The organism is Parasphingopyxis sp. (assembly GCF_052168295.1).
Lineage (GTDB): Bacteria > Pseudomonadota > Alphaproteobacteria > Sphingomonadales > Sphingomonadaceae > Parasphingopyxis.
In genome coordinates, this window is record NZ_JBQLZN010000031.1 from 20187 (window position 1) to 42488 (window position 22302).

Below are 22302 nucleotides of genomic sequence, written 5' to 3' on the forward strand. Positions count from 1 at the left end.
AGCAGGCGCGACCCGGCTAAGTCGATGCGCGATGCAAGATGAGCATGCGCTGAACGAGTATGAAAGACCGCAATGGCAATGAATGAAGCGGCACGGGCATTGCTCGATGCGCTCGACCTTAAGCCGCATCCCGAGGGCGGATGGTACCGGGAGACGTGGCGAGCGGATGCGCGGGACGGCGAGAGAGCGGTGGGCACCGCCATTCACTTCATGCTGGCGGCCGGAGAGCGCTCGCATTGGCACGCGGTCGATGCGACGGAGATCTGGTGCTGGCACGCCGGCGATCCGCTGCTCCTCGACACGGCCGATCGGGATGAAGGCAATCGCCGCACCGTCACCTTGGGCGCGGACGTGGGCGCCGGGCACGCGCCGCAAGCGATTGTGCCGGCGCATCATTGGCAGGCGGCGAGACTCGCGGACGCCCGAGCGGGCTATACGCTTGTCACCTGTATCGTCGTGCCGGGGTTCGACTTTGAAGGCTTTACGCTGGCGCCGCCCGATTGGGTGCCCGGCACCGCATGACGATCCCCCGTCTATGCTGCGCACAATAGCTGCAGCATGAAAATTTTGGGCAAATTCGCACAATCGAATCAACAGTTTAGCGAGTTATCCCCGATATCCTCCTAATTCGATGTCATTTTTCGCTTGGCGCGACTCGGAAGCGCATGACACTTTCAATTCGTCGGAAGGGAAAGCGACGGAAGGCAACGACCGAAGCCGGAACGGAAGACCGCAAATCGGACTGACTGCGGACCGCGAGCGAAGCAGGAAAGAAGAGGAGCGAGCTGTCTGGAAGATTTTCGCACCGTCATCGTGCAAGCGAAGACAAGGCGATAAATTGGAAAACAGCTAGGACAGGAAAGATATCTTCGGATGTTGGAACTGTCCGCCGTGCCTGAGCGCGGACTGGAAAGCCTTCGGGCGATCCAAACCCGGCGCTCGGCGCAGTGGGGGCTGATCCTCGGATCAGCCCCCATTTTCATTTGGGCGGCAGACATGCTGCACCGGAGAACAGCTTTACCCCGGCCGGCAAGCGGCTAGACACGGCCTTCGTGAAAAAGGGCGATCTCGACAGCAAGATATGTGCGACCTGCGGCCGGCCATTCGCCTGGCGCAAGAAATGGCGCGCGGTCTGGGACGAGGTCAAATATTGTTCGGAACGCTGCCGCCGCAATCGCAAGACCGCCACCCATGAATAGCCGCATGCTTGCCGCGTTGGCCTATGCCGGCACACTGCCCTTCATTGCCGGCGCAGTGCTGGCCGCGACCGGAGCGGCGCCCGTGCCCGGATTCGGTTCGGGGCCGCAGATCGCAACCGCCTGGGCATTGACTATCGCGTCCTTCATGGCGGGCGTCCATTGGGGGCAATATCTGTCCAAGGGTGATGAAATCGGCATCGGCCTGCCCATCGCCAGCAATGGAATCGCGATTCTCGGCTGGCTCGCGTTCCTGTCGCTGCAACTGCCGTACGCACTGATCGCTTTCGCGGCGCTGTTTGCGATCCTGCTAGCGACCGACCGGCGGCTTCTGAAAGCGGGCTTTATCGATACTGCCTATTGGCGCACCCGTTTGGGTGTCAGCGCCATCGTCATTGCTGCGCTGCTTGTCACGGCGCTCTTCGCATGACGCGTATCGCCATTATCGGCGCCGGTCTCGCCGGGCTCAGCCTTGCACATGCGGTGCGCGAGCGCGCGGAGGTAACGCTTTTTGAAAAGGCGCGGGGCGTTGGCGGACGGATGGCGACGCGCCGGGCCGATCTCTGGCAGTTCGATCACGGCGCGCAGTTCTTTACCGCGCAGTCGCAGCGTTTTCAGTCCTTTCTCGCGCCGGCCGTCGATGCCGGGATCGTGGCTCGCTGGGACGCGCGCTTCGTCGACTTCGACGGACCCGAACCCGTCCGGCGCTGGCAATGGGGTGCGGACCGCCCGCATTATGTTGGCGTGCCGAAGATGAGTGCGTTGGCCAAGTATCTGGCCGGGGGCCTCGATATCCGGCTCGCCACGCGGATCGGTTCGATAGACCGGGCGGGCGATGCCTGGGCGCTGGCCGACGAATCGGGGGCCGATCTCGGCCAGTTCGACTGGTGCGTATCGACCGCGCCCGCGCCGCAGAGCCTCGACCTGCTGCCCGAGAGTTTCGCGCACCGGCAAGCCATGGCCGATGCGCCGATGCGCGCCTGTTTCGCGCTGATGCTCGGCTTCGACGATCCGTTACCCCTAGACTGGGATGCGGCGCATGTGGGCAATGCCGATATCAGCTGGATGTCGGCCAACAGCGCCAAGCCGGGGCGTGACACCGCCCCCTCGCTGCTCGTCCATTCGACCAATGCCTGGGCCGATGCGCATATCGAGGACGATCCCGAAGATGTCACCGCGCATCTGATCGCCGAGGCGAGTCGTGTGACCGGCAACGATCTTGCCGGCGGGTCGCATGTCGCGCTTCATCGCTGGCGCTATGCGAACCTGCCCAAGCGCGACGGTCCGCCCGCGCTCATCGATCCCGCCAATCGGCTTGCCGCCTGTGGCGACTGGTGCATCCACGGCCGCGTCGAAGCCGCCTTTACCAGCGCGATGGCGCTCGCCGACGAACTCGTGCCGCTGCTCTAACCGGTGCTACTCCGCCCGCGCCGGGCGCATCTCCGCCGTCACATCGGGCGCGCGATTGTCCATGTCGCGCCACAGCCGCCATTCGCCGTCTTCGCCGCGCCGGAAGGTCAGCCAGCTGCGGCCCATCACCTCCATCGGCTCCGCATCTTCACCGGGCGGCTGGATCGTCAGCCAGTAGGGCGCGATGAGGTCGGCCCGGTCGCCGTCGATCGCCAGATCTTCCTCGAGGAAATCTATGGTGCTCCGCCAGCCCGCCTCGTAGCTCGCGCGCAGCGGCGCCAGGATCGCCTCCGGTCCGTCGCGTCGCGGCGCGTCCGCAGTCATCAACACCGCGTCCGGCGTATAGAGATCGGCCATCGCGTCGAAATCGCCGGCCTCGTAGAGCGCCTGCCAGCGCGCCGTATGCGCGCGCACCGCGGCGAGATCGCGCTGATACTGGCAGGCCGCTTCATATTCCGCGCTACCGATATCGGGCCCATGCCCCTGGTCGTCGAACACGCCGGGGCAGCCGTCCCGCTCCGCCTGCGCGCGATAGTCGTCGGCCCAGCCATAATCCTCGGCCTGCGCCGGCGCGGCGATCATCGCCGCCGCCAGCGCCGCCGCGCCCATTGCCCCTGTTCGCATTGCCCCGTCTCCCTTAGCGTTCGAGTTGCCCGCGCACCGCGCCGGCCGGAAATTCCTCGTTATGGATATTGACGTAGAAGTCGCCCGGATTGTCGCGGATCTCGCGGCGCAGCGCCGATTCGATCTCCATGCAGCCGTCCGCGCCGCCCGCCGCATCCGGCGTGCCGAGCGTCACGACCGGCGGCCCGGCTTCGCCCGCCCCGCCGCGATGGATATGCGCGGCCGTTGCCGGATCGATATCGTCGATCGACAGCGCGTAGCAGAGCTGCTCCTGCTCATCGTCCCAATCGAAGGTCGCGATGCCCGCGCCGTCCGGATCGCCGGGCCCCGGCACTTCGGCCGCACCGGTCAGGTCGGCACTGTACGACTCTTGCGCAAGGGCCGGTCCGGCCAGCCCGAGGGCGCACGCCGCGCCCAGCATAACCACAGCATTCTTCATGAGCATTCTCCCAGACTGATCGAGGCGGCCGCCCCGCGCCGCCGCCCGGTTCATGATGCTGCACCATAGCCGCTTTTTGCACGTCCGGGGAGAGGTTTCGCTATCGCTACCGCTGTCCGCCACACGCTGCTATCGTCCGCCCCGGCCGGGCCGTCCGGCCGCCGGGTGGGAGCGTGGAGGCATAGGCAGCTGGCAGGCAAAGGCGATCGGCCTCGGGCTCGCGGCGCTGCTCACCGCCGCGGCGCTGCTCGGCATGCGCTGCCTCTCGGTCACCAGCGCGCGCTGCTCCTTCGATACGCTGTTCGGCTCCGCCCCCGCGCTCGACGTGCCCTATGCCGAAACCCGGCCCGAGCTGATCGCCGCGATGCTGAGGATGGCGCAGGTGACGCCGGCGGACCGGGTGATCGATCTCGGCACCGGGGACGGGCGCATCCTGATCGCCGCGGCGCGCGATTTCGGGGCGAGCGGCCTCGGCGTCGATATCGATCCGGTGCTGGTCGCGGAAGCCGAGGAGAATGCGCGTGCCGCCGGCGTGGCGGAGCGCACCGCGTTCCGCACCGAAGACCTGTTCGAGACGCAGATCGCCGACGCCGATGTGCTGACCATGTTCCTCCTTCCCGAGGTCAATCTGCGCCTGCGCCCGCGCATCCTCGCCGAGATGGCGCCCGGCGCGCGGATCGTCTCTCACGCCTTCGACATGGGCGAGTGGCAGGCGGACGACCGGGTGCGGGTCGGTGGCGCCCATGCCTATCTCTGGATCGTGCCCGCGCGGATCGACGGCCGCTGGCGGATGACGGGCACAGACGGCGAGGCGCTGCTCGATATCGAGCAGGAGTTCCAGTTCTTCACCGGCACCGCGACCCTGTCGGACGGCAGTCGCACAGCGATCGCCGACGGCCGGATCACGGGCCCGCGCATCACGTTTCGGCTGGAGGGCGATGCCGGACCGCAGGACTATGCGGGCACGGTTTCGGGCGAGGGAATCGCGGGCGAAACCGGCTGGCGGGCCGAACGGGCGGAGTGAGGTTATTTGTCAGAATTTCCCTTTCGGGAAATCGCGGCAGAATCTTTTGTCAGACTCGACCTTGCGGCCGGTGCCGCGCCGAGGCGTAGCCGAGGTCTGACAAATAAACTGCGGCGCCCGGCCGAAAGGTCGAGTCTGACAAACAGATTCCCCACCCCCATCCGGTTGACACTGGTTGACACAGGTCAGGGGTCGCCGCCGCGCTCCCGGTCCCGCTCCGGCGCACTCTCCGTTTCCGTGCCGCCGCCCGTATCCTCCGTCTCCTCCGCGCCGCCGAGCCCCTCATCCTCGCCGAACAGCCGGTCGGCGAGGCCGCTATGTTCGGCGCGCAGCCATTGCTCCTCGGTCCACTCGTCCACCGCCGCCGGATCGAGATCGGAAATGTCGACCTCCTCCGGCCGCATCGTCAGCAGATATTTGTACGCGATCACCGCATCGGCGGCGTCCTCCTCGCTCGCGAAACGGGCCAGCGGATCCGGCTCGGCCGCGCGCGGGACCGAACCCGGCGCGCACAGCCCCGGATAATCGCGCTTGTCCCAGCCCAGCTCCGCGCTCTCCGCGATACAGGCGAGCAGCTCCGCGCGATCCGGCGGTCCGCCCTCGGCCTGCACCGTCTCGTCCGGATCGACGCAATCGAGCAAGGCTTCGAAATGCAGCTCGCTCTGATGCGCGGGCCGCGCGGCGAACGTCCCGTCGTCGCACAGCCGGTCCGCCCGGTTCAGCATATGGCGCAGCATCGCCCCGTCGGGCTTCGTTCGCTCGACCAGCGCGCCATCGACGACGATCTCTTCAGTGACCCCGAGCGTCGCCCGCTCCATGCAGATATCGACGAGCGCATCGCGATGGCGCAGCATCGCCCCCTGCCAGGCCCGCGCGAACGCCGCGTCCCGCGCGCGCAGCGCGTAGGCGGATTGCCGCGACATATCCATCTCCCGGCACACGCCGAGCACATTGCCTGTATCGGCGAGGCGGGAGAGGAAATAGCGTTGGCGGGCGGGCGTCCATCCGGGATCGGCGGGCGTGGCGGGGGCGGGGAGGGTGTGAGGGGCATCCGTACTCCGGCGCAGGCCGGAGTCCAGTTCCTCCGGCACAGGATCGCGCGGAGAGTGCGGGCCTAGGCTCCGGCCTTCGCCGGAGCACAGTTCTGGATTTTGCGGGTTTTCGGTGTTTGTCATCCAACAGGGTAGGTCAGATGATATCCTACATTGCAAGGGAATAGGGTATGCAGGAGCTATCCTAACAAGCTAGCCGAACTGGCTATACTATTCCGCACTAACATCACTTCTGCTAATTAGGCTCTTGAAAAACCCACGACCTTCATTGTCAATTCGGTCGGCCTCTTCTCGAAGAGATTGCGCTTGATTCATAGCCGCACGTCCCAATGCAATACCAATCGCCGCCTCTCCAGCGACGCCAATTAATATGACAATTACGCCAGCAATCAGCGCTGCGATCGATATCGCTTCAGAGAAAGTGAAATAGGGCAAAGCTGCTGACGCAAATGAGGTCCCGAAAGCCGCGGTGACTAGAAAGAAACCAAAGTAGCTGACCCTTCGAACGGGCGCCAAGTTAGCAAATTGCTCTGCGTGCTCAAAATATCTTTCAGAACTTTCCCTGACGCCGTCCGAAATTGAACGGAGCAATTGCGACTGTTCAACAGTTTCCTCGGATTCAGCCACCTTACACCTCGATCTGAATTTTCTGCATCATTGGCTCCGAAATTTCACCTAAGATTCTTCTTCTCTCTTTAAAATCTTGTGAGTGCTATGTCTAACGGCGCCAGTTCTCTTATCTTCTTCTAGTATAATAGCAATCTCAACATATTCGGCGTGCTTTGTCATAAAATCGCCTATGCTTTCTAAGACGACCATAGGACTGGATTTTGGGAGAATGGAGCAGATTTCCCTCCCTATCCTCGTGATCTTGATAACAGGCATCTTGAATTTCTTGTTCGCCTTTCCTCTGCTTATGAGCAGAAGATTTTCTCGTCTTTCATAATGAATTCCTTTTGAATCGAAATTAATCTCAAGCTCAATTCCTCCGAGCCCAGCAACATTTTGTAACAGGCCTATCTCTTCCATGAAAATAAGATCTATCAGCTTCTGACCAACCATCTCATCTGGTTTGATCAAAAAGTCGTCAGAAATTCTTTCTTTTGCTATTTCATCAAACGTAGACGCAATTTCTTTATCTAACTCGGAAATAAATCTCAATGTTGAAAGAGAATACGATCCAGGTTTTCGTATCTCACCTGCTAACACTCTACCCCACAACTTTTGAATATGGTCACTGGACGCTTTCTCGGCATGGCTGCTGAACATGTTCATCCAGTCATCATCTATTGACCCTGATTCTGATATATCGTCTTGGCTTTTTTCTCTTAAATCCTCAATTGCTTCGTAAGCAATGTTCTCTCGGTTAATGCGCTTATCCGCGAGTTCATCAGCAAAATTTTCGATGATCCGCTGCCCAAAATTTGGTTTTTCGCCGATTTTATCGAGCGCAGCTTGCCCCTCAGCAAGAAGCAGTTGCTCTCGCACTTGATTGCGAACTCGCTGCCGTCTCGAAATTCCCTCAATGTACCCACCTGGTATATCAATCATTCCGCCGAGGAGTCGGTCTATGGCAACTATAGCGCGGCTTTTTGCCGCCGCTTTTACGCCTTTCTCATCAAGTTTTACTTCGACAGAAAGCTCGCCGGAAAGAGGGTCTTGATCGTTTTCCAATTTTTTGCCTTAACCGAAATCTGATTGTCCAGACAATTGAGAATTTTTATTCTAAAGGGATATCTATGCGATGTCTAAATGTCGAAATTTTGGCTCATAGAAAACTAGAAATTACAGCATAACAATCAAATACATTCCCATATGGTTTCGGCCCATACCGATGCTCCGGCGGGAAAATCACCTAACCGGCCAGCATCCCCTTCAGATACTCCCCCGTATAGCTGCCCTTGGTTGCCGCCACTTCCTCCGGCGTCCCCTGCGCGCGCGACGATCGTCCCGCCCTTGTCGCCGCCTTCGGGGCCGAGGTCGAGGATATGGTCGGCCGTTTTGATCACATCGTGCTTCGCATATGCTCGATCGGACAGTCCCCCAGACTGTCCGGCCTATCGGCGACTCAGCCCTTCGCCGCACCCTTGCCCAGCATGTCTTTGAGATACCCGCCGGTGTAACTTCCCTTGGTTGCCGCAACTTTCTCAGGCGGGCCTTCCGCTATGATTTTGCCGCCTTTATCACCGCCTTCCGGTCCGAGATCGAGTATCCAGTCGGCCGTCTTTATGACGTCCAAATTATGTTCAATCACAACAACGGTATTCCCTTGCTCGACCAGCGCGTGGAGCACCTCGAGCAGCTTGCGGACATCCTCGAAATGCAGGCCCGTGGTCGGCTCGTCGAGGATGTAGAGCGTCTGGCCGGTCGCGCGTTTCGACAGCTCTTTCGACAGCTTCACGCGCTGCGCCTCGCCGCCCGATAGCGTCGTCGCCTGCTGGCCGACCTTGATATAGCCCAATCCCACGCGTTCGAGCATCGCCATCCGGTCGCGGATCGGGGGGACGGCCTTGAAGAATTCGTGCGCATCCTCGACCGTCATGTCGAGCACATCGGCGATGCTCTTGCCCTTGAACTTCACCTCCAGCGTTTCGCGATTGTAGCGCGCGCCGTGGCAGACGTCGCAGGTGACATAGACGTCCGGCAGGAAGTGCATCTCGATCTTGAGCACGCCATCGCCCTGGCAGGCCTCGCAGCGGCCGCCCTTGACGTTGAACGAAAAGCGCCCGGGCTTGTAGCCGCGCGCCTGCGCCTCGGGCAGGCCCGCGAACCAGTCGCGGATCGCGGTGAAGGCGCCGGTATAGGTGGCGGGGTTGGAGCGGGGCGTGCGGCCGATCGGCGACTGGTCGATATCGATCACCTTGTCGAGAAATTCGAGGCCTTCGAGTTTTTCATGCTTGCCGGCGACGATGCGCGCGCCGTTCAGCGAGCGCGCGGCGGCGGCATAGAGCGTGTCGATGGTGAAGGTGGATTTGCCCGAGCCGGAGAGGCCGGTGACGCAGGTGAAGGTACCGAGCGGGATGGAGGCGGTGACCGATTGGAGGTTGTTGGCCGTCGCGCCGCTCAGCCTCAGCGATTTGCCCGTGCCCGTGCGGCGCTGTGCGGGGACGGCGATTTCCTTGCGGCCGTTGAGATAATCGGCGGTGAGGCTCTTCTTCGCGCGCAGGATCTGCTTGAGCGTGCCTGCGGTGACGACCTCCCCGCCATGGACGCCCGCGCCCGGGCCCATATCGACGATATGGTCGGCGCTGCGGATCGCATCCTCGTCATGCTCGACCACGATGACCGTATTGCCGAGATCGCGGAGCCGCTTGAGCGTGGCGAGCAGGCGATCATTGTCGCGCTGGTGGAGGCCGATGCTCGGTTCATCCAAAACGTATAAAACGCCGGACAATCCTGAACCTATTTGGCTCGCTAGGCGGATGCGCTGGCTCTCCCCGCCCGATAGCGTGCCCGAACTGCGGTCGAGATTGAGGTAATCGAGGCCGACGTTATTCAGAAAGCCCAGCCGCTCGACGATTTCCTTGAGGATGGGCGTCGCGATCTGGAGCTGGGTTTCGGAAAGCTTCTCCGGCAGCGCCTCGAACCAGGCCAGCGCCTGGCCGACCGGGCGGCGCGCGCTCATCGAGATATCCTCTTCGCCGAGCTTCACCGCCAGCGCCTCGGGCTTGAGCCGCGCGCCGCCGCACACTTCGCAAGGCGCGGCCGTCTGGAACTTGCCCAGTTCCTCGCGCATCCAGGCGCTCTCGGTCTGCATCATGCGGCGGTTGAGATTGCCGATGACGCCCTCGAACGGCTTCTTCACGTCATAGCTTTTGCGCCCGTCCTTGAAGCTGAGCGTGATTGGCAGGCCCTGCGTCCCGTGCAGCACGACATCGCGGTGATGCTCGCTGAGTTCGTTCCACGGCGTATCGAGCGAGAATTCGAAATGCTTCGCGACGCTGCCCAGCACCTGCATATAATAGGGCGAAGGCGGGTTGGACTTGGCCCAGGGCACGACCGCGCCCTTTTTGAGCGACAGCTCGCCATTGGGCACGACGAGGTCGACATCGAACTCCAGCTTCTCGCCCAGCCCGTCACAGGCCGGGCAGGCCCCCTGCGGCGCGTTGAACGAAAAGAGCCGCGGCTCGATCTCCTCGATCGTGAAGCCGGACACCGGGCAGGCGAATTTCTCGGAGAACACGATGCGGTTGTCGGGCAGGCCCGTGCCTTTCATCTTGCCGCCATCAGCCTCGCCATCTTCGCGCCCGGGCACGACGCCGTCCGCGAGATCGACATAGGCCAGCCCGTCGGCCAGCCGGATCGCCGTCTCGAACGAATCCGCCAGTCGCGTCTCCATCCCCTCGCGGACCACCAGCCGGTCGACCACCACCTCGATGTCATGTTTGAATTTCTTGTCGAGCGCCGGCGCCTCTTCGATGTCGTAGAATTCGCCATCGACGCGCACGCGCGTGAAGCCGGCCTTCTGCCACTCGGCCAGCTCCTTGCGATACTCGCCCTTGCGCCCGCGCACGACCGGCGCGAGCAGATAGAAGCGCGTGCCCTCTTCGAGCTGCATCACCCGATCGACCATCTGGCTGACCGTCTGCGCGGCGATCGGCTCGCCCGTCGCGGGCGAGTAGGGCACGCCCGCCCGCGCCCAGAGCAGTCGCATATAATCGTAGATCTCGGTGACGGTCGCGACGGTCGAACGCGGATTGCGGCTCGTCGTCTTCTGCTCGATGCTGATCGCCGGCGAGAGCCCCTCGATATGCTCGACATCGGGCTTCTGCATCATCTCGAGAAACTGCCGCGCATAGGCGCTGAGCGATTCCACGTACCGCCGCTGCCCTTCGGCATAGATGGTATCGAAGGCGAGGCTCGACTTGCCCGACCCCGACAGCCCCGTAATCACAATCAGCTTGTCGCGCGGCAGATCGATATCGACGCCCTTGAGATTATGCTCGCGCGCGCCGCGCACTTGGATTTTGGTCAGCATATGGCAAACCTATGCTTCGTAATTTTAGTGAGGGACATGGGGCAAGTTTGTTCCAGATTTGTTCTGCAAGGGCAAGAGGGCGTTTCTCTCGGTCCAGATAGGAGGCGTACCCGGTAGACCCAAGGGGCGGCAGAGGATAGTCAAATGGGCAAGGGAGCCTAACGCGATGAACAGCGCCGGTATCAAGAAGGACGATTTTTATCTACCGACGCTGGAGGTTCTGCGCGATCTCGGCGGGTCCGGATCGATAGAGGAAATCGAGGAAAAGCTTATCGAGCGGTTCGGCTTCACCCAGGATCAGCTCGACGAGACCTATGAAGTCAGCGGCGATACCATCATCACGGACAAGATGTCCTGGGCGCGCAGCTATCTGAAGTTTCCCGAATTCGTATCGAATGACGGCCGTGGCATCTGGGTGTTGACCGAGGCCGGGCGGGCGGCGATCGAGCTGCCCGCTGAAACCATCCGCGACCGGATTCGAGAAGCCAAAGCGCGCCGCCGCGCCGCACAGCTTGCGGAACGCGAGGCCATGGCTGCCGATCTCGATGCGATCGTTGCCGATTCAGAAGGCGATGAGGACGAGGCGGAGGCCGCGCGTGATTGGAGCGATGTGCTTCTTGAAACCGTGCGGTCGATGGCGCCAGACGCGTTTGAACGTTTGACCCAGCGCTTGCTGCGCGAGAGCGGTTTCGTCCGGGTCGAGGTACTCGGCAAATCGGGCGATGGCGGTATTGACGGCGCCGGCGTACTGCGGATGAACCTGATTTCCTTTCAGGTGCTGTTCCAGTGCAAGCGCTACTCGGGATCGGTCCCGACCGGCACGGTGCGTGATTTTCGCGGCGCGATGCAGGGACGCGCCGATAAGGGGCTTATTATCACGACCGGGACCTTTACCGCCGATGCGCGCAAGGAAGCAACGCGAGACGGCGCCCCGGCAATCGACTTGATCGACGGCGAGGCGCTGTGTCAGCTCCTCAAGGAAAGGCGCTTGGGAGTCAAAGTGCGTGAAGTGGTTCGCGAGGAAATCGACATCGTACCGGAGTTCTTCGCGGAGATCTGACGAGGAACTGCGGTCGGCCCTGCCGATCCGCCGGTTTGCAAACATGCGCGCCCCGACGACCATCTTGCGATTGTATGTTGCTTGCGAATAAACGGCCCGATGGCCTTGCAATCCACTTTTTCGGCCGATCGGCTCAAACCCGGGCGTCCGGGTTTCTACTTTGCCGGACTGGTGCTGCTCGCGCTGGCCTATGCCGTAATTTTCCTCGTCACCGGCAATGCGCAGCCCGGGAAAATGGCGCTGGATGTGCTTGCGAATATCGTGCCGGTGGCGATCGGCGCGCTCGTCATCCGTGCGCTCTGGCGGGGAGCGCTGGCCGATCGCGGCGCGCTTGTTACGCTCGCGGGCCATGTGTTGCTCGCGGCGCTGTTCACCGTTTTCTGGTTCTGGCTGCTGATGATCCTGCTCGCGATCACCTCCAACGGGAGTCCGGTCGTGTTTTCCGTCGCGCCCTTTCTCGGGCCCGCGGCCGCCTGGCAGCTCTATCAGGGCCTGTTGCTCTACGCGGTGATCGCCATGGCCGTGCATCTCGAAATCGCGGCCGAGAAGACCGCGGCCGCACGCGAAGCGGGTGGCGGCGATGCGGCGGGCGCTGCCCCGGCCGCGCGGCCGTTCATCAAGGAGGGCGACGATATCCGTCCGCTCGATCCGGACCGCATTGTCCAGATTGCCGGGGCCGACGATTATGCCGAGGTCCGCACGGTCAGCGGGACGCATATGCTGCGCACGACGCTCGCCGAACTGGAGCGCGCGCTGGGCGACGGCTTTATGCGCGTGCATCGCTCGCACATTGTGAACATTGATCGGATCGCACGAATTGAGCCTGCGGGTAGCGGGCGGCTGTCGTTGCACATGGAGGGCGGCGAAACGGTCGTCGCGAGCCGCGCGGGCGCAAAGGCGATCCGCGAACGGCTGCTGTAACCCCGAAACCGGTGTCCATTGGCGGGCGCGCGATGTCCGTTCACCGAGTTTTTCGGGTGCGATCCCGCCGAAATCATAGCGTCCCGGGCAGCTTGGAGAATGCACTGATGCCGGTTTTTGCCGCCCGTCTATCATGTTTGCCGCTCGCCCTGTTGTTGGTCGTCGCGTTGGGTTTGTATCCGCGTATCGCATGGGCCGAAGCGCGGACAGGCGAGCGAATCATCGTCAGCAATGTCTCAGTGATACCGATGGATGTCGCGGGCGTGATCGCCGGGCGCGATATCGTGATCGCGGACGGACGGATCGCGGCCATCCTTCCTCATGGCGAGTCCGTCGCTGAGCCAGGGGACGAGCGCGTCGACGGCAGCGGTCTTTTCGTCATGCCGGGCCTGTGGGATATGCACACGCATATAGCCGCTTCAGACAATGCTTCGGCGCCCAATCCGGCAGACTTGCCGCCCGATATCGCGCGCATGCTGATCACGGACCGGCTGGCGCGCTATCTCAGGCACGGCGTGACCGGTGTGCGCGATCTCGGCATGCGGCGCGACCTGCTGCCACTCGCCGCGGAGCTGCGCGCGCGGCGCGATCTGCCGCACATGGTCTATGCCGGGCCGCTGATCGACGGCTCGCCCGTACCCTGGAGCAGCGGCCTCGAAATCCATCTCGAACGGCCCGAGGATGCCGCGGCGTTGATCGCCGAACTCGCCGGCGAGGGGATCGACTTCGTCAAAGTCTATAACCGCGTGACGCCCGAAGTCTTCGCCGCCGTCACCGCCGCGGCGCGCGACAATGGCCTGCCGGTCGCCGGTCACATCCCCTTTGCCGTTTCGACGCGCGACGCCGTCGCCGCCGGCATGACGTGGATCGAGCATGGCTATGTCAACCTGTTCAAGGATTGCACGGAGGCGGGAAACAGCGCGATGACGTCTGTGCTCGGCGCCTGGATGGAGGGCGGGTACGAAGCGCGCTACCGCCGCTTCGACGCGCTCTATGCGGGCCGCGACGCTACCGCCTGCCGCGCACTCTATTCGGAGATGGGCGAGGCCGGTGTTTTCGTCGCGCCGACGCCGCATCTCGATCTGCCGCTCGATCTTTTTGTCGGCGAAGTCGAGCTGGCCGAGCTCTCTCCGGCGGCGCGGGCATCCTGTGCCACGGGGCTCGGTCAGTTCGCCGACATACCAGCCGATCTGCGCGCGCGGATGATCGCGAACCTCACCGAGCATTATCGCGAATTGCGCGCGGCGGGCGTGCGCTTCCTCGCGGGCAGCGATGCGCCGACCGATTGCCAGGGCTATGGACGCAGCCTGCATCAGGCGCTTGAATTTTTCGTCCGCCTCGGCCTCACGCCGCACGAGGCGCTAGCCACCGCCACGGTCAATCCGGCATTGGCGCTCGGCCGGGAGGATATCGGCCGCGTCCGCGAAGGCGCGCGGGCGGATCTTCTGTTTCTCAGCGCAAACCCGCTGGAGGATATCGCCAATATCCATGCCGTGGCCGCTGTTATGCTGGGCGGCGCCTGGGTCGGGCAGGCCGCTCAGCCGAGATAGACCTTGCTCTCCGGATAACGGATGCGGCTCGGGATCTGCGTTGCGAGGAAGAAGCCCAAGGTCAGCGGGCCGACGCGGCCGAGGAACATCAGCAGCATGATGACGGCGCGGCCGAATTCGTCGAGCTCGCCGGTCGCCCCGCGCGACAGGCCGACCGTGCCGAACGCGCTCGTCACCTCGAAGGCGAGGTCGATAAACTCGCCCTCCCAGCTGATCGAGATGGCGAAGATGCTGGTCAGGATCAGGAAGATCGCGACGGTCGTCAGCGCCATGACCTTGAACGCCTGTTCCGGGCCGAGGCTGCGGCCGAAGGCGCGCATCCGCTCGCGCCGGCGGAAAAAGGCAATGGTCGCGAGGATGAGCACGACGAAAGTCGTCACCTTGATGCCGCCGGCGGTCGATGTGCTGCCGCCGCCGATCACCATCAGTCCCATCGTCGTCATCGTCGTCGCATCGTACATCGCGCCGGTATCGGTCGTGTTGAAACCCGCGGTGCGCGTGGTGACGCCCTGAAACCAGCTGACCCACAGCTTGTCGCCAGCGCTTTCGAGCGGGCCGAGCGTGCCTGGATTGTTCCATTCGAGCGCGGCGAAACCGACGACTGACAGCAGGATCAGGACGAGCGTGCCGGACAGCATCAGCTTGCTGTGCAGCGTCAGCGGCCGCCAGGCGCGGGTCCGGGCAAGGTCGGACAGCACGGCGAAGCCGATGCCGCTGATGATGAAGAGGGCGGGCACCGTGATATTGACGATCGGGTCGGTCGCCCAGCGCGTCAGGCTGTCCGGGAACAGCGCGAAGCCCGCATTGTTGAACGCAGAGATGGTGTGGAAGACCGCGTGCCACATGCCTTCGCCCCAGCCGAATTCGGGCACGAAGACGAAGGCGAGCGCAGCGATGCCGATCGCCTCCATCGCCAGCACGACCTTGAGGATGGTGAAGACGAGATAGACGAGCTCGCTGACCGAAGTCTGGTTGAGATCCTCGCGCAGATAGACGCGCTGACGCATGCCGATGGGCAGGCCGAGCGAGGCGAGGACGAGCACGGCGAAGGTCATCAGGCCCAGTCCGCCAAGCTGGATCAGCGTGGCGACGACGATCTGGCCGAATAGCGTGAAGGCGCTGCCGGTATCGACGACGACGAGCCCGGTAACGGTGACCGCCGAGGTCGCGGTGAAAAAGGCGTCCGACCAAGTAATCGGTTCGGTCGTCGCGCTCGGCAGCTTGAGGAGCAGCGCGCCCGCCGTGATAAAGGTGGCGTAGAGCAGGGCGAGCAGCGCGGGCGGGGGCAGGCGGATCGTCCGTCCGCCGATCGCTTCTCGTGCGGCGCTCTCCCCGTCCTGCGCCACGATCCGGCCCTACAGCTCTTCGGAGAATTTGCGGAGCAGCGCGCGCTCGCCCTGCAGCAGCAGATGATCGTTATATTCGAGCGGCGCTTCGGTGTCGGGGCCGGTCAGGAACGTCTTGGCGCGGGTAATGCCGAGGCAACGGATACCGAACCGGCCGCCGAGATCGAGCCATTTGAGCGTCTTGCCCGCCAGCGCAGCGGGTACTGAGATGTCGGCCAGATACTGGCCGTTGGCGAGCTTGATATGGTCGCGCATCAGCGGATTGTGCAGCGTCTGGGCGACACGTTCGCCGACCTCGCGTTCGGGCTCGATGATATGTTCGGCGCCGAGCGCCGCGAGGATGCGTTCGTGCGGCCCGTCCAGCGCCTTCACCCAGATCGTTTCGACGCCGATCTCGCGCAGGTTCATGAGGCACAGGATATTGGCTTCCAGGTCCTCGCCGATCGCGATCACGGCGGTGTCGTAGCTGGCGAGGCCCGCCTCTTTCAGCGCGTCGATATCGCGCCCGTCGGCGATGATCGCTTCGGCGAGCCGGCCGAGGCAGGGCGCGATGTGCCGTTCGGAAATGTCGATGCCGAGCACATGATCGCCAAGCCGCGCCAGCTCGAGCGCCAATGTGCTGCCGAACCCGCCCAATCCGATTACCGCGATATTGGCCATGGTCGCTCCCGCCGAATCCGATCCGATAATCAACGCGATAGCAGCGGCGCTGCGCAACGCCACAATTATTTGATGCGTCGACCGGGGCGGGCGGCTATGGCCCGCTGCATCATGCGCCTTTCGATTCACGCCCTGCTCGATTACCGGATCGACGCCGAAGCCGATGTGCTGCTGCAGATCGAGGCGGCGGCCGATGAACCGACGCAGAAAGTGATCGACGGCAAGATGCGGGTGGCGACCGGCTCCGAGCTGCATCCGGTGCCGGTGGAAGCGGGCGTCGGGCGGCGGACCTGGACGCGCGGGCGCGGGCCGTTCCGCGTCGAATATCGCGCGACGGTCGAGGTCGAGCGCGCGGTGCGCGAGATCGCGGGGCTCGGCATCACCCCCTATGCCGATCTGCCGGGCGAGGCCGTGCCCTATATCTGGCCGAGCCGCTATTGCCAGTCGGATCGGTTTGCGAGCTTTGTCGGCAAGGCGTTCGGCGATGTGGAGGGCGGCGCGAAAGTGCTCGCCATGGCGAACTGGGTGCATGACCAGCTCGATTATGTGCCGGGATCGAGCGACGGCGATACGGGCGCGGCCGACACCTTCATCTCGCGCGAGGGCATCTGCCGCGATTATGCGCACCTGCTGATCAGCTTCGCGCGCGCCGCCGGCATCCCCGCGCGCATGGTCTCTGCCTATGCCTGGGATCTCGACCCGCAGGATTTCCATGCGGTCGCCGAAGTCTGGCTCGACGATGGCTGGCACATGATCGACGCGACGCGGATGGCGCCGATCGAAGGCCTGGTCCCGATCATTACCGGGCGCGACGCAACCGATATCGCATTCATGACGATCTTCGGCCGGGCCGATCTGAACGCACAATCGGTGACCGTCGAGCGGCTGGACTAGGACGCGGATCTAGTGGGCCGGCGGCGTGTCCGATCTGTCCTGCCGTAAGGCTTCGCGCACGCCCGCAGCCGTCGCAATGAGGCTCTCGGCAAGTTGGCCGGCATCGGCGGGCGCGAGCGCCATCACCCAGCCGCGTACGGGCGCGAGCGACAGCTCCGCAAGCTGCAACGCCGCGAGCGGGAGCGGCAGTCGATACCGGTCTCCGATGGCTTCCAGCCGCTCGGCAATCTGGCCGGTCAGCAACCGTACCACCTTGTCCCTGTCCGCGCCGGTAAAAGTTTCGCGCGCCCGCGCCCGGTTTTCCCAGAAATGCGCGAGCAGCCATTCGAGCCGCTCGCGGTCGCCCGAACCCGTTACCGCGTCGGCGAGGATGGAGAGCGGCGCGGACAGCGCTTCCATGTGCAGTTCGTCGGCGCTGCGATAATGATCGTAAAAGGTCGAACGGCCGATATCCGCGCGCGCGACGATATCGGCGACCCGGATATCGCCTCGCCCGCCTTCGAGTACGAGCGCGTTGAAGGCCTGTCGCAGCGATTCCCGTGTTCGCCTGACGCGTCGATCCTCGCCGTTCGCCATCGCTTCGCCTTTCCGGACAATCGGGCCGCGATGTCCGATACCGGACCCGTCCCAGTCCATGTCGCTTCCGTTCGTCTTTTTGCGCCTTAACGCGGCCTGCGCAACCAGCAGGAGATGGATGATGCCGAATCCGGACACATATGAGAACCGGGACCGACTGGTGGGACTCGTCCTCATCGCCGCGGCGGCGTTGTCCGTCCTCGCCATGGGCCATCATCCGACCGGCGCGCACGCGACCGGCGGCGTGGCAGATTATGTCCATGGCACGATGATCGTTGTCGTCTGTGCGCTCTTTTTCGGTTTCGTGTATTTCTGCCGCCGGCGCGAGATGATGCGGCCCGCCATCCTCGCCGGGCTCATCGCCTATGCCGTCAGCCTCGCCGCCCATATCGGTGCGGCCACGATCAACGGGGCGGTGGTTCCGGCGCTCGCCGCGCGCGGCGGCGATGCGCTCGGGCACGATATCGCGATGCTGTGCTGGGAGACGAACCAGGCGCTGGCGCGAATGGGCGTCTGTGCGACCGGCACGGCCTTCGCGCTCTGGTCCGTCGATCTCCTGCGGCGCGATCGAGGCGCCAACCGGGCGATCGCGCTCGCCGGGCTTGCCGCCGGGCTGGGCCCGATGATTGGGCTCGCAGGCGGGTTGACGACGATGGACCTCGCGGGGGCCTTCGTGATCTACGCGGTCCACGCCGCCTGGGCTGTGCTGGTCGGCACCCAGCTTTACCGGCGCGCGCTGTAAGTGCGGGGACAGAGGCGATATCGCGGCCGGGCCGGTGCGGCGCCCGAGCGAGAGGTCGAGTCTGACAGACAAATCCCCGATATCGACAAAGGCGAGGCCCTTCCCTAACCCCGCCCGATGCTGCGCTATATCCTGATCGCCATTGTCCTGCTGCTCATAGCGGCCAGCGTCTATGTCTACACGGCCGACCGGCTGATGCTGTTCAACCGGCTCGTGCCCAAGGATGCGGGGTCCGCGCGCGTCGCCGCGGATATCGCGTTCGGCGATGGTGTGCGGCAGCGGCTCGATGTCTATGCGCCGACCGGTGGGCAGGATACGGCGCGGCCGGTTATCGTCTTCATCCATGGCGGCGGCTGGCGCGCGGGCGACAAGGCGGGCTACGAATTTGCCGGCCGCGCCTTCGCGTCGCTCGGCTTCGTGACGGTCGTTCCCAATTACCGGCTCTCGCCCGAAGCGCATTTTCCCGATTTCGTCGAGGATGGTGCGGCGGCGATCCGATGGGTGCGCGAGAATATCGCCGAGCGCGGCGGTGACCCGGACCGGATCGTGATGGTCGGGCACAGCGCCGGCGCCCATATCGCGGCGCTGCTCGCGATGGACGAAAGCTGGCTCGGCGGCGATCGGGAGGCCATCGCTGGATGGGTTGGCTTGGCCGGGCCTTATGATTTCCTGCCGCTCGATACGCCGAGCACGCGCGGCGCGTTCAGCCGCGCGCCCGATCTCGCGGCGACCCAGCCGATCAATTTCGCCGGCGAAGGCGATCCGCCGGCGCTGCTCCTCCACGGCGCGCTCGATACTGTCGTGCGCCCGCGCCACAGCAGCGGGCTCGCCGCGCGGCTGGAAGCGGCGGGCGTACCGGTGCGGCATATCGTCTATGACGGGATCGGCCATATCCGGATCATGACCGCGCTGTCGCGCTGGACGCGCGGCACGCCGCCCTCGCTTGCCGATATCGAGGCGTTCGCGCGCGAGGTGTCCTAGCCGCGCACCGGTTTCCCGGCGCTTACTGGCCGTGATGTTCCTGTATCTTCTTGCGGACGCGGGCCGGCGTTGCGCCATTGGCGATCGCGTTGCGGATACGGCCGGTATTGATCCGCGGCGTCTGCGCGCGCTCGCGCGGACGGACGGGGCGCACGGGCCGGACGCGTGGCGCGGCGTGTTGCGGCCGGCGTGCCGACTGCATGACGAGGACCGGAACGAGGCTGGTCGCTGCCGTGGTGGTTGAGCTGTCGGGCGCCATCGCCGCTGCGGGTGCGGCGGCGATCAGTACGAGGCCAAAGTCGAGGGGCGAGTACATGGTCGGATCTCCTTGGGTTGCCGGACCGGTGCGACGCCCGCATCCTTTTCAACGCATGAGGCGCTGAAATCCTTCGGTCCCGTTTCGCGGCGAGCGGCCCGGCCAATCCGACGAACGGCATCGGCCCTCCTGCGAACCGAGCCAAAGCGGCGACGATCCGAAACCCTGATCGATAGAATTCCGACGTTTGTCGATTTGACGCAAAGCCCTGCCCGGTTGTCGATCCCGCCGCGACCGGCACGAGCGAATCGCCTATACCCATGATCGACGGCGAGATCGGGAGCACCCGGCAGGCGACCGTCCCAACGGATCCACCGGGAATGGTCCCGGAGGGCCAAGGTTCAGGAGTATGATAATGCAGAAAATTGCTTTCGCTTTCGCTGCGGTCGCCATGGCTGGCGCCGCGACCGCTTTCACCACCTCCCCCGCGCTGGCCGGGGTCGGCCACACGGTCGATTATGTCACGATCGATACCCGTAGCTACGATCTCGACACTGCGCAGGGCTATGCCCGGCTGACGGACCGGATCGACCGCGCCTCCAAGCAGGTGTGCGGTACGGTGGACGTCCGCAATCTCGCCGGAGCGGAAACGATCCGCGCCTGCCAGGACGATGCGGTCAACGATGCCATGGTTCAGCTCAACGACCTGATGCGGTCGCCGACTGTCACGATCGGCGCATCGCGCTAGCCCGCACGGGCAAAACCGGCCCTGGACAGCCCCTCCAAGGCCTGACGGAACACCCCCGGGACCCTCTGCCCGGGGGTGTTTTGCGTTTGGGCCGGATCGGATGCGTCGGCGGCGACCCGGCGGATGACGGCACGCGCAGATATGCTAGACATGAAAGGCCGGCCGCTTTCGCCGTCGGTTCGGAAGCGGTCACGCATTCAACAGGGGAAGACCATCATGCATCTTGGAAATTTTTCGCTGAGCCTTGCGGTCAAGGACATCGCCGCGTCGCGTACCTTCTACGAAGCGCTGGGTTTCGACGTCATGCACGACCAGTCGGACCAGGGCTGGATGATCCTGCAATCGCCGGGCTGCACGATCGGGCTGTTCCAGGGCATGTTCGAGGACAATATCCTCACCTTCAATCCGGGCTGGGACGAAAAGGGCGAGCCGCTCGACGATTTCACCGATGTGCGCGAAATCCAGAAACGCCTGAAAGCGGCCGGCATCGAGATGGTCCAGGAAGCCGATGAAACGACGTCCGGGCCGGCGAGCTGCGTGTTCATCGATCCGGACGGCAATCAGATCATGCTCGACCAGCATGTCTGACGGGTCGGACTGAACCGTGGCATCGCGCATCATTCGCGGCATCGCGATACTGTACGGCGTACTCGGCGCGATCGCGCTGCTGCTGGTTCCGGCAAGTCTCTTCGGCTGGCTCGGCGTTCCGCCGGATCCGCTATCGGGCGTGTACGCCTATCTGCTTTCGCTGCCCTGGATACTCGTACTTCTGCCGTTCGAGGAAACGGGCACCTGGCTCGCTCTGGCGGTCGCGGCCATGGGCATTGCGATCAACATTTGGCTGTTATGGAGGATCGCACGACTGTTCCGGCGGTAGCCGCCGGCGCTATTTGCCCGCGATCTGCTTTACCTTCTTCAGGTACGTGCGGCCGATGCGGACTTCGGTGCCGTCTTCCATCTCGGCATACCAGCCGCCCGATCCGTCGTGCCGCAGCTTGGCGATCCGCCCGCGGTTGAGGATCGAGGACCGGTGGACGCGGATGAAATGGTCCGGGTCGAGCCGCTCTTCGAGATTGCTGATCGTTTGGTGAAGCAGATAGCTGCGCTCGCCGATATGGAGGCGCATATAATCCCGCTCCGCTTCGATCCGGTCGATATCCTCGGACGCGACACGGATCACTTCGGAGCGATGCGGAACCCAGAATTCCTCGGCCCAGGGCGACTCTTCGGCCGACTGTTCCTGCGTTTCGCGGATCTGTTCGGCCACCCGCGCGATCGCCTTTTCGAGCCGCTCGGGCGCGACGGGCTTGAGGAGATAGTCGACGGCCGCGACATCGAAGGCTTCGACCGCAAACTGGTCGAAAGCCGTGACGAAGATGATCGCCGGCGCGAGATCGACGCCGTCCAGCGCGCGCGCGACCTCCATTCCGTCCATCCCCGGCATCGCGATATCGAGCAATAGCAGCTCGGGTTGTAGCGCCTCGACCATGCGCAGCGCGGATTCGCCGTCCTGCGCGGTACCGATCAGGTCGATGCCCTCGGTGCGCGCGCAAAGGATCTGCATACGCTCGATGGCGAGCGGCTCGTCATCGACGAGGAGGGTGCGAAGCGGTGCTGTGTCGGTCATGGCTTTGGAAGTCTGTTGGGTTGCATGGGGTCATGTCCAGCTTTTTGTCGGAATTATCCTCGCGCAAAATCGCGGCGGGAAGCTTTGTTCGTCAGACTCGAACTGACGTTCGAGCGCGGCACCAGCCCGCTCCCCCTCCCGGCCTCCCAGTATGTGTACTCTGTGGGAGGCCGGGAGGGGGAGCGGGCTGGTGCCGCGCCTGAGCGAAGCGAAGGTCT

General features: G+C 63.9%; 25 protein-coding genes. 14 read left to right on the plus strand and 11 right to left on the minus strand.

Features of this window, described 5'->3' with window-relative positions; translation table 11 throughout:
- Positions 1 to 78 precede the first annotated feature (78 nt).
- The 4 genes from ACTS1Z_RS04960 to ACTS1Z_RS04975 all read left to right on the plus strand — a co-directional run bounded on the left by ACTS1Z_RS04960 (position 79) and on the right by ACTS1Z_RS04975 (position 2606).
- Positions 79 to 522 carry a cupin domain-containing protein gene (locus tag ACTS1Z_RS04960; protein ID WP_442623361.1) on the plus strand — a complete coding sequence of 148 codons (444 nt, stop codon included), beginning with the start codon at positions 79 to 81 and terminating at the stop codon, positions 520 to 522.
- Between the two features lie 461 nt (positions 523 to 983).
- Complete coding sequence (locus tag ACTS1Z_RS04965) at positions 984 to 1199, plus strand: DUF2256 domain-containing protein (RefSeq protein WP_442623337.1); 216 nt, start codon at positions 984 to 986, stop codon at positions 1197 to 1199.
- 4 nt (positions 1200 to 1203) lie between these two features.
- On the plus strand, positions 1204 to 1626 hold the full coding sequence (locus ACTS1Z_RS04970; RefSeq protein WP_442623338.1) for a DUF3429 domain-containing protein: 423 nt from the start codon (positions 1204 to 1206) through the stop codon (positions 1624 to 1626).
- Entirely contained in the window at positions 1623 to 2606 is a 984-nt protein-coding gene (locus ACTS1Z_RS04975; RefSeq protein WP_442623339.1) for an NAD(P)/FAD-dependent oxidoreductase, read from the plus strand. The genes ACTS1Z_RS04970 and ACTS1Z_RS04975 overlap by 4 nt, the downstream gene beginning before the upstream one ends.
- A 6-nt stretch (positions 2607 to 2612) precedes the next feature.
- On the opposite strand, the gene ACTS1Z_RS04980 is transcribed toward ACTS1Z_RS04975, so the two are convergent.
- A complete protein-coding gene (locus ACTS1Z_RS04980) occupies positions 2613 to 3230 on the minus strand; it encodes a YybH family protein (protein ID WP_442623340.1) in 618 nt (205 codons plus the stop codon).
- A gap of 13 nt (positions 3231 to 3243) precedes the next feature.
- Positions 3244 to 3669 (minus strand): CHRD domain-containing protein, encoded by a 426-nt coding sequence (locus tag ACTS1Z_RS04985; RefSeq protein WP_442623341.1) that lies wholly within the window; start codon positions 3667 to 3669, stop codon positions 3244 to 3246.
- A gap of 52 nt (positions 3670 to 3721) precedes the next feature.
- Between ACTS1Z_RS04985 and ACTS1Z_RS04990 the strand changes: the two genes are divergently transcribed.
- On the plus strand, positions 3722 to 4693 hold the full coding sequence (locus ACTS1Z_RS04990; RefSeq protein WP_442623342.1) for an SAM-dependent methyltransferase: 972 nt from the start codon (positions 3722 to 3724) through the stop codon (positions 4691 to 4693).
- A 185-nt stretch (positions 4694 to 4878) separates the two neighbouring features.
- Here the strand turns inward: ACTS1Z_RS04990 and ACTS1Z_RS04995 are convergent, their stop codons facing one another.
- The 4 genes from ACTS1Z_RS04995 to uvrA form a co-directional block, all read right to left on the minus strand.
- Positions 4879 to 5616 (minus strand): hypothetical protein, encoded by a 738-nt coding sequence (locus tag ACTS1Z_RS04995; RefSeq protein WP_442623343.1) that lies wholly within the window; start codon positions 5614 to 5616, stop codon positions 4879 to 4881.
- Between the two features lie 339 nt (positions 5617 to 5955).
- The gene (locus ACTS1Z_RS05000) at positions 5956 to 6372 is read right to left on the minus strand and encodes a hypothetical protein (RefSeq protein ID WP_442623344.1); all 417 of its coding nucleotides are present in this window, start codon (positions 6370 to 6372) and stop codon (positions 5956 to 5958) included.
- Positions 6373 to 6420: 48 nt separating this feature from the next.
- The gene (locus ACTS1Z_RS05005) at positions 6421 to 7419 is read right to left on the minus strand and encodes a DUF2806 domain-containing protein (RefSeq protein ID WP_442623345.1); all 999 of its coding nucleotides are present in this window, start codon (positions 7417 to 7419) and stop codon (positions 6421 to 6423) included.
- A gap of 394 nt (positions 7420 to 7813) precedes the next feature.
- Positions 7814 to 10723, minus strand: a complete 2910-nt coding sequence (uvrA, locus tag ACTS1Z_RS05010) for an excinuclease ABC subunit UvrA (protein ID WP_442623346.1) — start codon at positions 10721 to 10723, stop codon at positions 7814 to 7816.
- Positions 10724 to 10889: 166 nt separating this feature from the next.
- Between uvrA and ACTS1Z_RS05015 the strand changes: the two genes are divergently transcribed.
- From ACTS1Z_RS05015 to ACTS1Z_RS05025, 3 genes are all read left to right on the plus strand, one after another.
- Complete coding sequence (locus ACTS1Z_RS05015; protein WP_442623347.1) at positions 10890 to 11783, plus strand: restriction endonuclease; 894 nt, start codon at positions 10890 to 10892, stop codon at positions 11781 to 11783.
- A gap of 99 nt (positions 11784 to 11882) precedes the next feature.
- Positions 11883 to 12704 carry a LytTR family DNA-binding domain-containing protein gene (locus ACTS1Z_RS05020; protein ID WP_442623348.1) on the plus strand — a complete coding sequence of 274 codons (822 nt, stop codon included), beginning with the start codon at positions 11883 to 11885 and terminating at the stop codon, positions 12702 to 12704.
- Positions 12705 to 12877: 173 nt separating this feature from the next.
- Positions 12878 to 14254, plus strand: a complete 1377-nt coding sequence (locus ACTS1Z_RS05025) for an amidohydrolase family protein (protein WP_442623349.1) — start codon at positions 12878 to 12880, stop codon at positions 14252 to 14254.
- Here ACTS1Z_RS05025 and ACTS1Z_RS05030 read toward each other — a convergent pair.
- Entirely contained in the window at positions 14242 to 15600 is a 1359-nt protein-coding gene (locus tag ACTS1Z_RS05030) for a TrkH family potassium uptake protein (RefSeq protein WP_442623350.1), read from the minus strand. The genes ACTS1Z_RS05025 and ACTS1Z_RS05030 overlap by 13 nt on opposite strands.
- Positions 15601 to 15609: 9 nt before the next feature.
- Positions 15610 to 16260, minus strand: coding sequence for a potassium channel family protein (locus ACTS1Z_RS05035; protein ID WP_442623351.1), 651 nt, complete (start codon positions 16258 to 16260; stop codon positions 15610 to 15612).
- A 96-nt stretch (positions 16261 to 16356) separates the two neighbouring features.
- Between ACTS1Z_RS05035 and ACTS1Z_RS05040 the strand changes: the two genes are divergently transcribed.
- On the plus strand, positions 16357 to 17154 hold the full coding sequence (locus tag ACTS1Z_RS05040; RefSeq protein ID WP_442623352.1) for a transglutaminase-like domain-containing protein: 798 nt from the start codon (positions 16357 to 16359) through the stop codon (positions 17152 to 17154).
- A gap of 9 nt (positions 17155 to 17163) precedes the next feature.
- Here the strand turns inward: ACTS1Z_RS05040 and ACTS1Z_RS05045 are convergent, their stop codons facing one another.
- Complete coding sequence (locus ACTS1Z_RS05045) at positions 17164 to 17790, minus strand: TetR/AcrR family transcriptional regulator (RefSeq protein WP_442623353.1); 627 nt, start codon at positions 17788 to 17790, stop codon at positions 17164 to 17166.
- Positions 17791 to 17851: 61 nt separating this feature from the next.
- Between ACTS1Z_RS05045 and ACTS1Z_RS05050 the strand changes: the two genes are divergently transcribed.
- A complete protein-coding gene (locus tag ACTS1Z_RS05050; protein ID WP_442623354.1) occupies positions 17852 to 18472 on the plus strand; it encodes a hypothetical protein in 621 nt (206 codons plus the stop codon).
- A gap of 117 nt (positions 18473 to 18589) precedes the next feature.
- Positions 18590 to 19453: an alpha/beta hydrolase gene (locus tag ACTS1Z_RS05055; RefSeq protein ID WP_442623355.1), complete on the plus strand. Its 864-nt coding sequence runs from the start codon at positions 18590 to 18592 to the stop codon at positions 19451 to 19453.
- 22 nt (positions 19454 to 19475) lie between these two features.
- Here the strand turns inward: ACTS1Z_RS05055 and ACTS1Z_RS05060 are convergent, their stop codons facing one another.
- Positions 19476 to 19769, minus strand: coding sequence for a hypothetical protein (locus tag ACTS1Z_RS05060; RefSeq protein ID WP_442623356.1), 294 nt, complete (start codon positions 19767 to 19769; stop codon positions 19476 to 19478).
- Between the two features lie 355 nt (positions 19770 to 20124).
- On the opposite strand from ACTS1Z_RS05060, the gene ACTS1Z_RS05065 reads away from it, so the two are divergent.
- The 3 genes from ACTS1Z_RS05065 to ACTS1Z_RS05075 all read left to right on the plus strand — a co-directional run bounded on the left by ACTS1Z_RS05065 (position 20125) and on the right by ACTS1Z_RS05075 (position 21334).
- On the plus strand, positions 20125 to 20457 hold the full coding sequence (locus tag ACTS1Z_RS05065; RefSeq protein ID WP_442623357.1) for a UrcA family protein: 333 nt from the start codon (positions 20125 to 20127) through the stop codon (positions 20455 to 20457).
- A 216-nt stretch (positions 20458 to 20673) separates the two neighbouring features.
- The gene (locus tag ACTS1Z_RS05070) at positions 20674 to 21045 is read left to right on the plus strand and encodes a VOC family protein (protein ID WP_442623358.1); all 372 of its coding nucleotides are present in this window, start codon (positions 20674 to 20676) and stop codon (positions 21043 to 21045) included.
- 16 nt (positions 21046 to 21061) lie between these two features.
- Positions 21062 to 21334: an SCO4225 family membrane protein gene (locus tag ACTS1Z_RS05075; RefSeq protein WP_442623359.1), complete on the plus strand. Its 273-nt coding sequence runs from the start codon at positions 21062 to 21064 to the stop codon at positions 21332 to 21334.
- Between the two features lie 9 nt (positions 21335 to 21343).
- Here ACTS1Z_RS05075 and ACTS1Z_RS05080 read toward each other — a convergent pair whose 3' ends face one another.
- Positions 21344 to 22084, minus strand: coding sequence for a LytR/AlgR family response regulator transcription factor (locus ACTS1Z_RS05080; protein WP_442623360.1), 741 nt, complete (start codon positions 22082 to 22084; stop codon positions 21344 to 21346).
- Positions 22085 to 22302 lie beyond the last annotated feature (218 nt).

What these genes read in the sequence shown, in the direction of transcription:
- ACTS1Z_RS04980 (WP_442623340.1), bottom strand. Translation starts at nt 3,230, where the DNA reads ATGCGAACAGGGGCAATGGGCGCGGCGGCGCTGGCGGCGGCGATGATC.
- ACTS1Z_RS05080 (WP_442623360.1), bottom strand. Translation starts at nt 22,084, where the DNA reads ATGACCGACACAGCACCGCTTCGCACCCTCCTCGTCGATGACGAGCCG.
- ACTS1Z_RS04970 (WP_442623338.1), top strand. Translation starts at nt 1,204, where the DNA reads ATGCTTGCCGCGTTGGCCTATGCCGGCACACTGCCCTTCATTGCCGGC.
- ACTS1Z_RS04985 (WP_442623341.1), bottom strand. Translation starts at nt 3,669, where the DNA reads ATGAAGAATGCTGTGGTTATGCTGGGCGCGGCGTGCGCCCTCGGGCTG.
- ACTS1Z_RS05070 (WP_442623358.1), top strand. Translation starts at nt 20,674, where the DNA reads ATGCATCTTGGAAATTTTTCGCTGAGCCTTGCGGTCAAGGACATCGCC.
- ACTS1Z_RS05045 (WP_442623353.1), bottom strand. Translation starts at nt 17,790, where the DNA reads ATGGACTGGGACGGGTCCGGTATCGGACATCGCGGCCCGATTGTCCGG.
- uvrA (WP_442623346.1), bottom strand. Translation starts at nt 10,723, where the DNA reads ATGCTGACCAAAATCCAAGTGCGCGGCGCGCGCGAGCATAATCTCAAG.
- ACTS1Z_RS04975 (WP_442623339.1), top strand. Translation starts at nt 1,623, where the DNA reads ATGACGCGTATCGCCATTATCGGCGCCGGTCTCGCCGGGCTCAGCCTT.
- ACTS1Z_RS05065 (WP_442623357.1), top strand. Translation starts at nt 20,125, where the DNA reads ATGCAGAAAATTGCTTTCGCTTTCGCTGCGGTCGCCATGGCTGGCGCC.
- ACTS1Z_RS04995 (WP_442623343.1), bottom strand. Translation starts at nt 5,616, where the DNA reads ATGTCGCGGCAATCCGCCTACGCGCTGCGCGCGCGGGACGCGGCGTTC.
- ACTS1Z_RS05020 (WP_442623348.1), top strand. Translation starts at nt 11,883, where the DNA reads ATGGCCTTGCAATCCACTTTTTCGGCCGATCGGCTCAAACCCGGGCGT.
- ACTS1Z_RS05050 (WP_442623354.1), top strand. Translation starts at nt 17,852, where the DNA reads ATGCCGAATCCGGACACATATGAGAACCGGGACCGACTGGTGGGACTC.
- ACTS1Z_RS05015 (WP_442623347.1), top strand. Translation starts at nt 10,890, where the DNA reads ATGAACAGCGCCGGTATCAAGAAGGACGATTTTTATCTACCGACGCTG.
- ACTS1Z_RS04990 (WP_442623342.1), top strand. Translation starts at nt 3,722, where the DNA reads ATGATGCTGCACCATAGCCGCTTTTTGCACGTCCGGGGAGAGGTTTCG.
- ACTS1Z_RS04960 (WP_442623361.1), top strand. Translation starts at nt 79, where the DNA reads ATGAATGAAGCGGCACGGGCATTGCTCGATGCGCTCGACCTTAAGCCG.
- ACTS1Z_RS05060 (WP_442623356.1), bottom strand. Translation starts at nt 19,769, where the DNA reads ATGTACTCGCCCCTCGACTTTGGCCTCGTACTGATCGCCGCCGCACCC.
- ACTS1Z_RS05035 (WP_442623351.1), bottom strand. Translation starts at nt 16,260, where the DNA reads ATGGCCAATATCGCGGTAATCGGATTGGGCGGGTTCGGCAGCACATTG.
- ACTS1Z_RS05040 (WP_442623352.1), top strand. Translation starts at nt 16,357, where the DNA reads ATGGCCCGCTGCATCATGCGCCTTTCGATTCACGCCCTGCTCGATTAC.
- ACTS1Z_RS05055 (WP_442623355.1), top strand. Translation starts at nt 18,590, where the DNA reads ATGCTGCGCTATATCCTGATCGCCATTGTCCTGCTGCTCATAGCGGCC.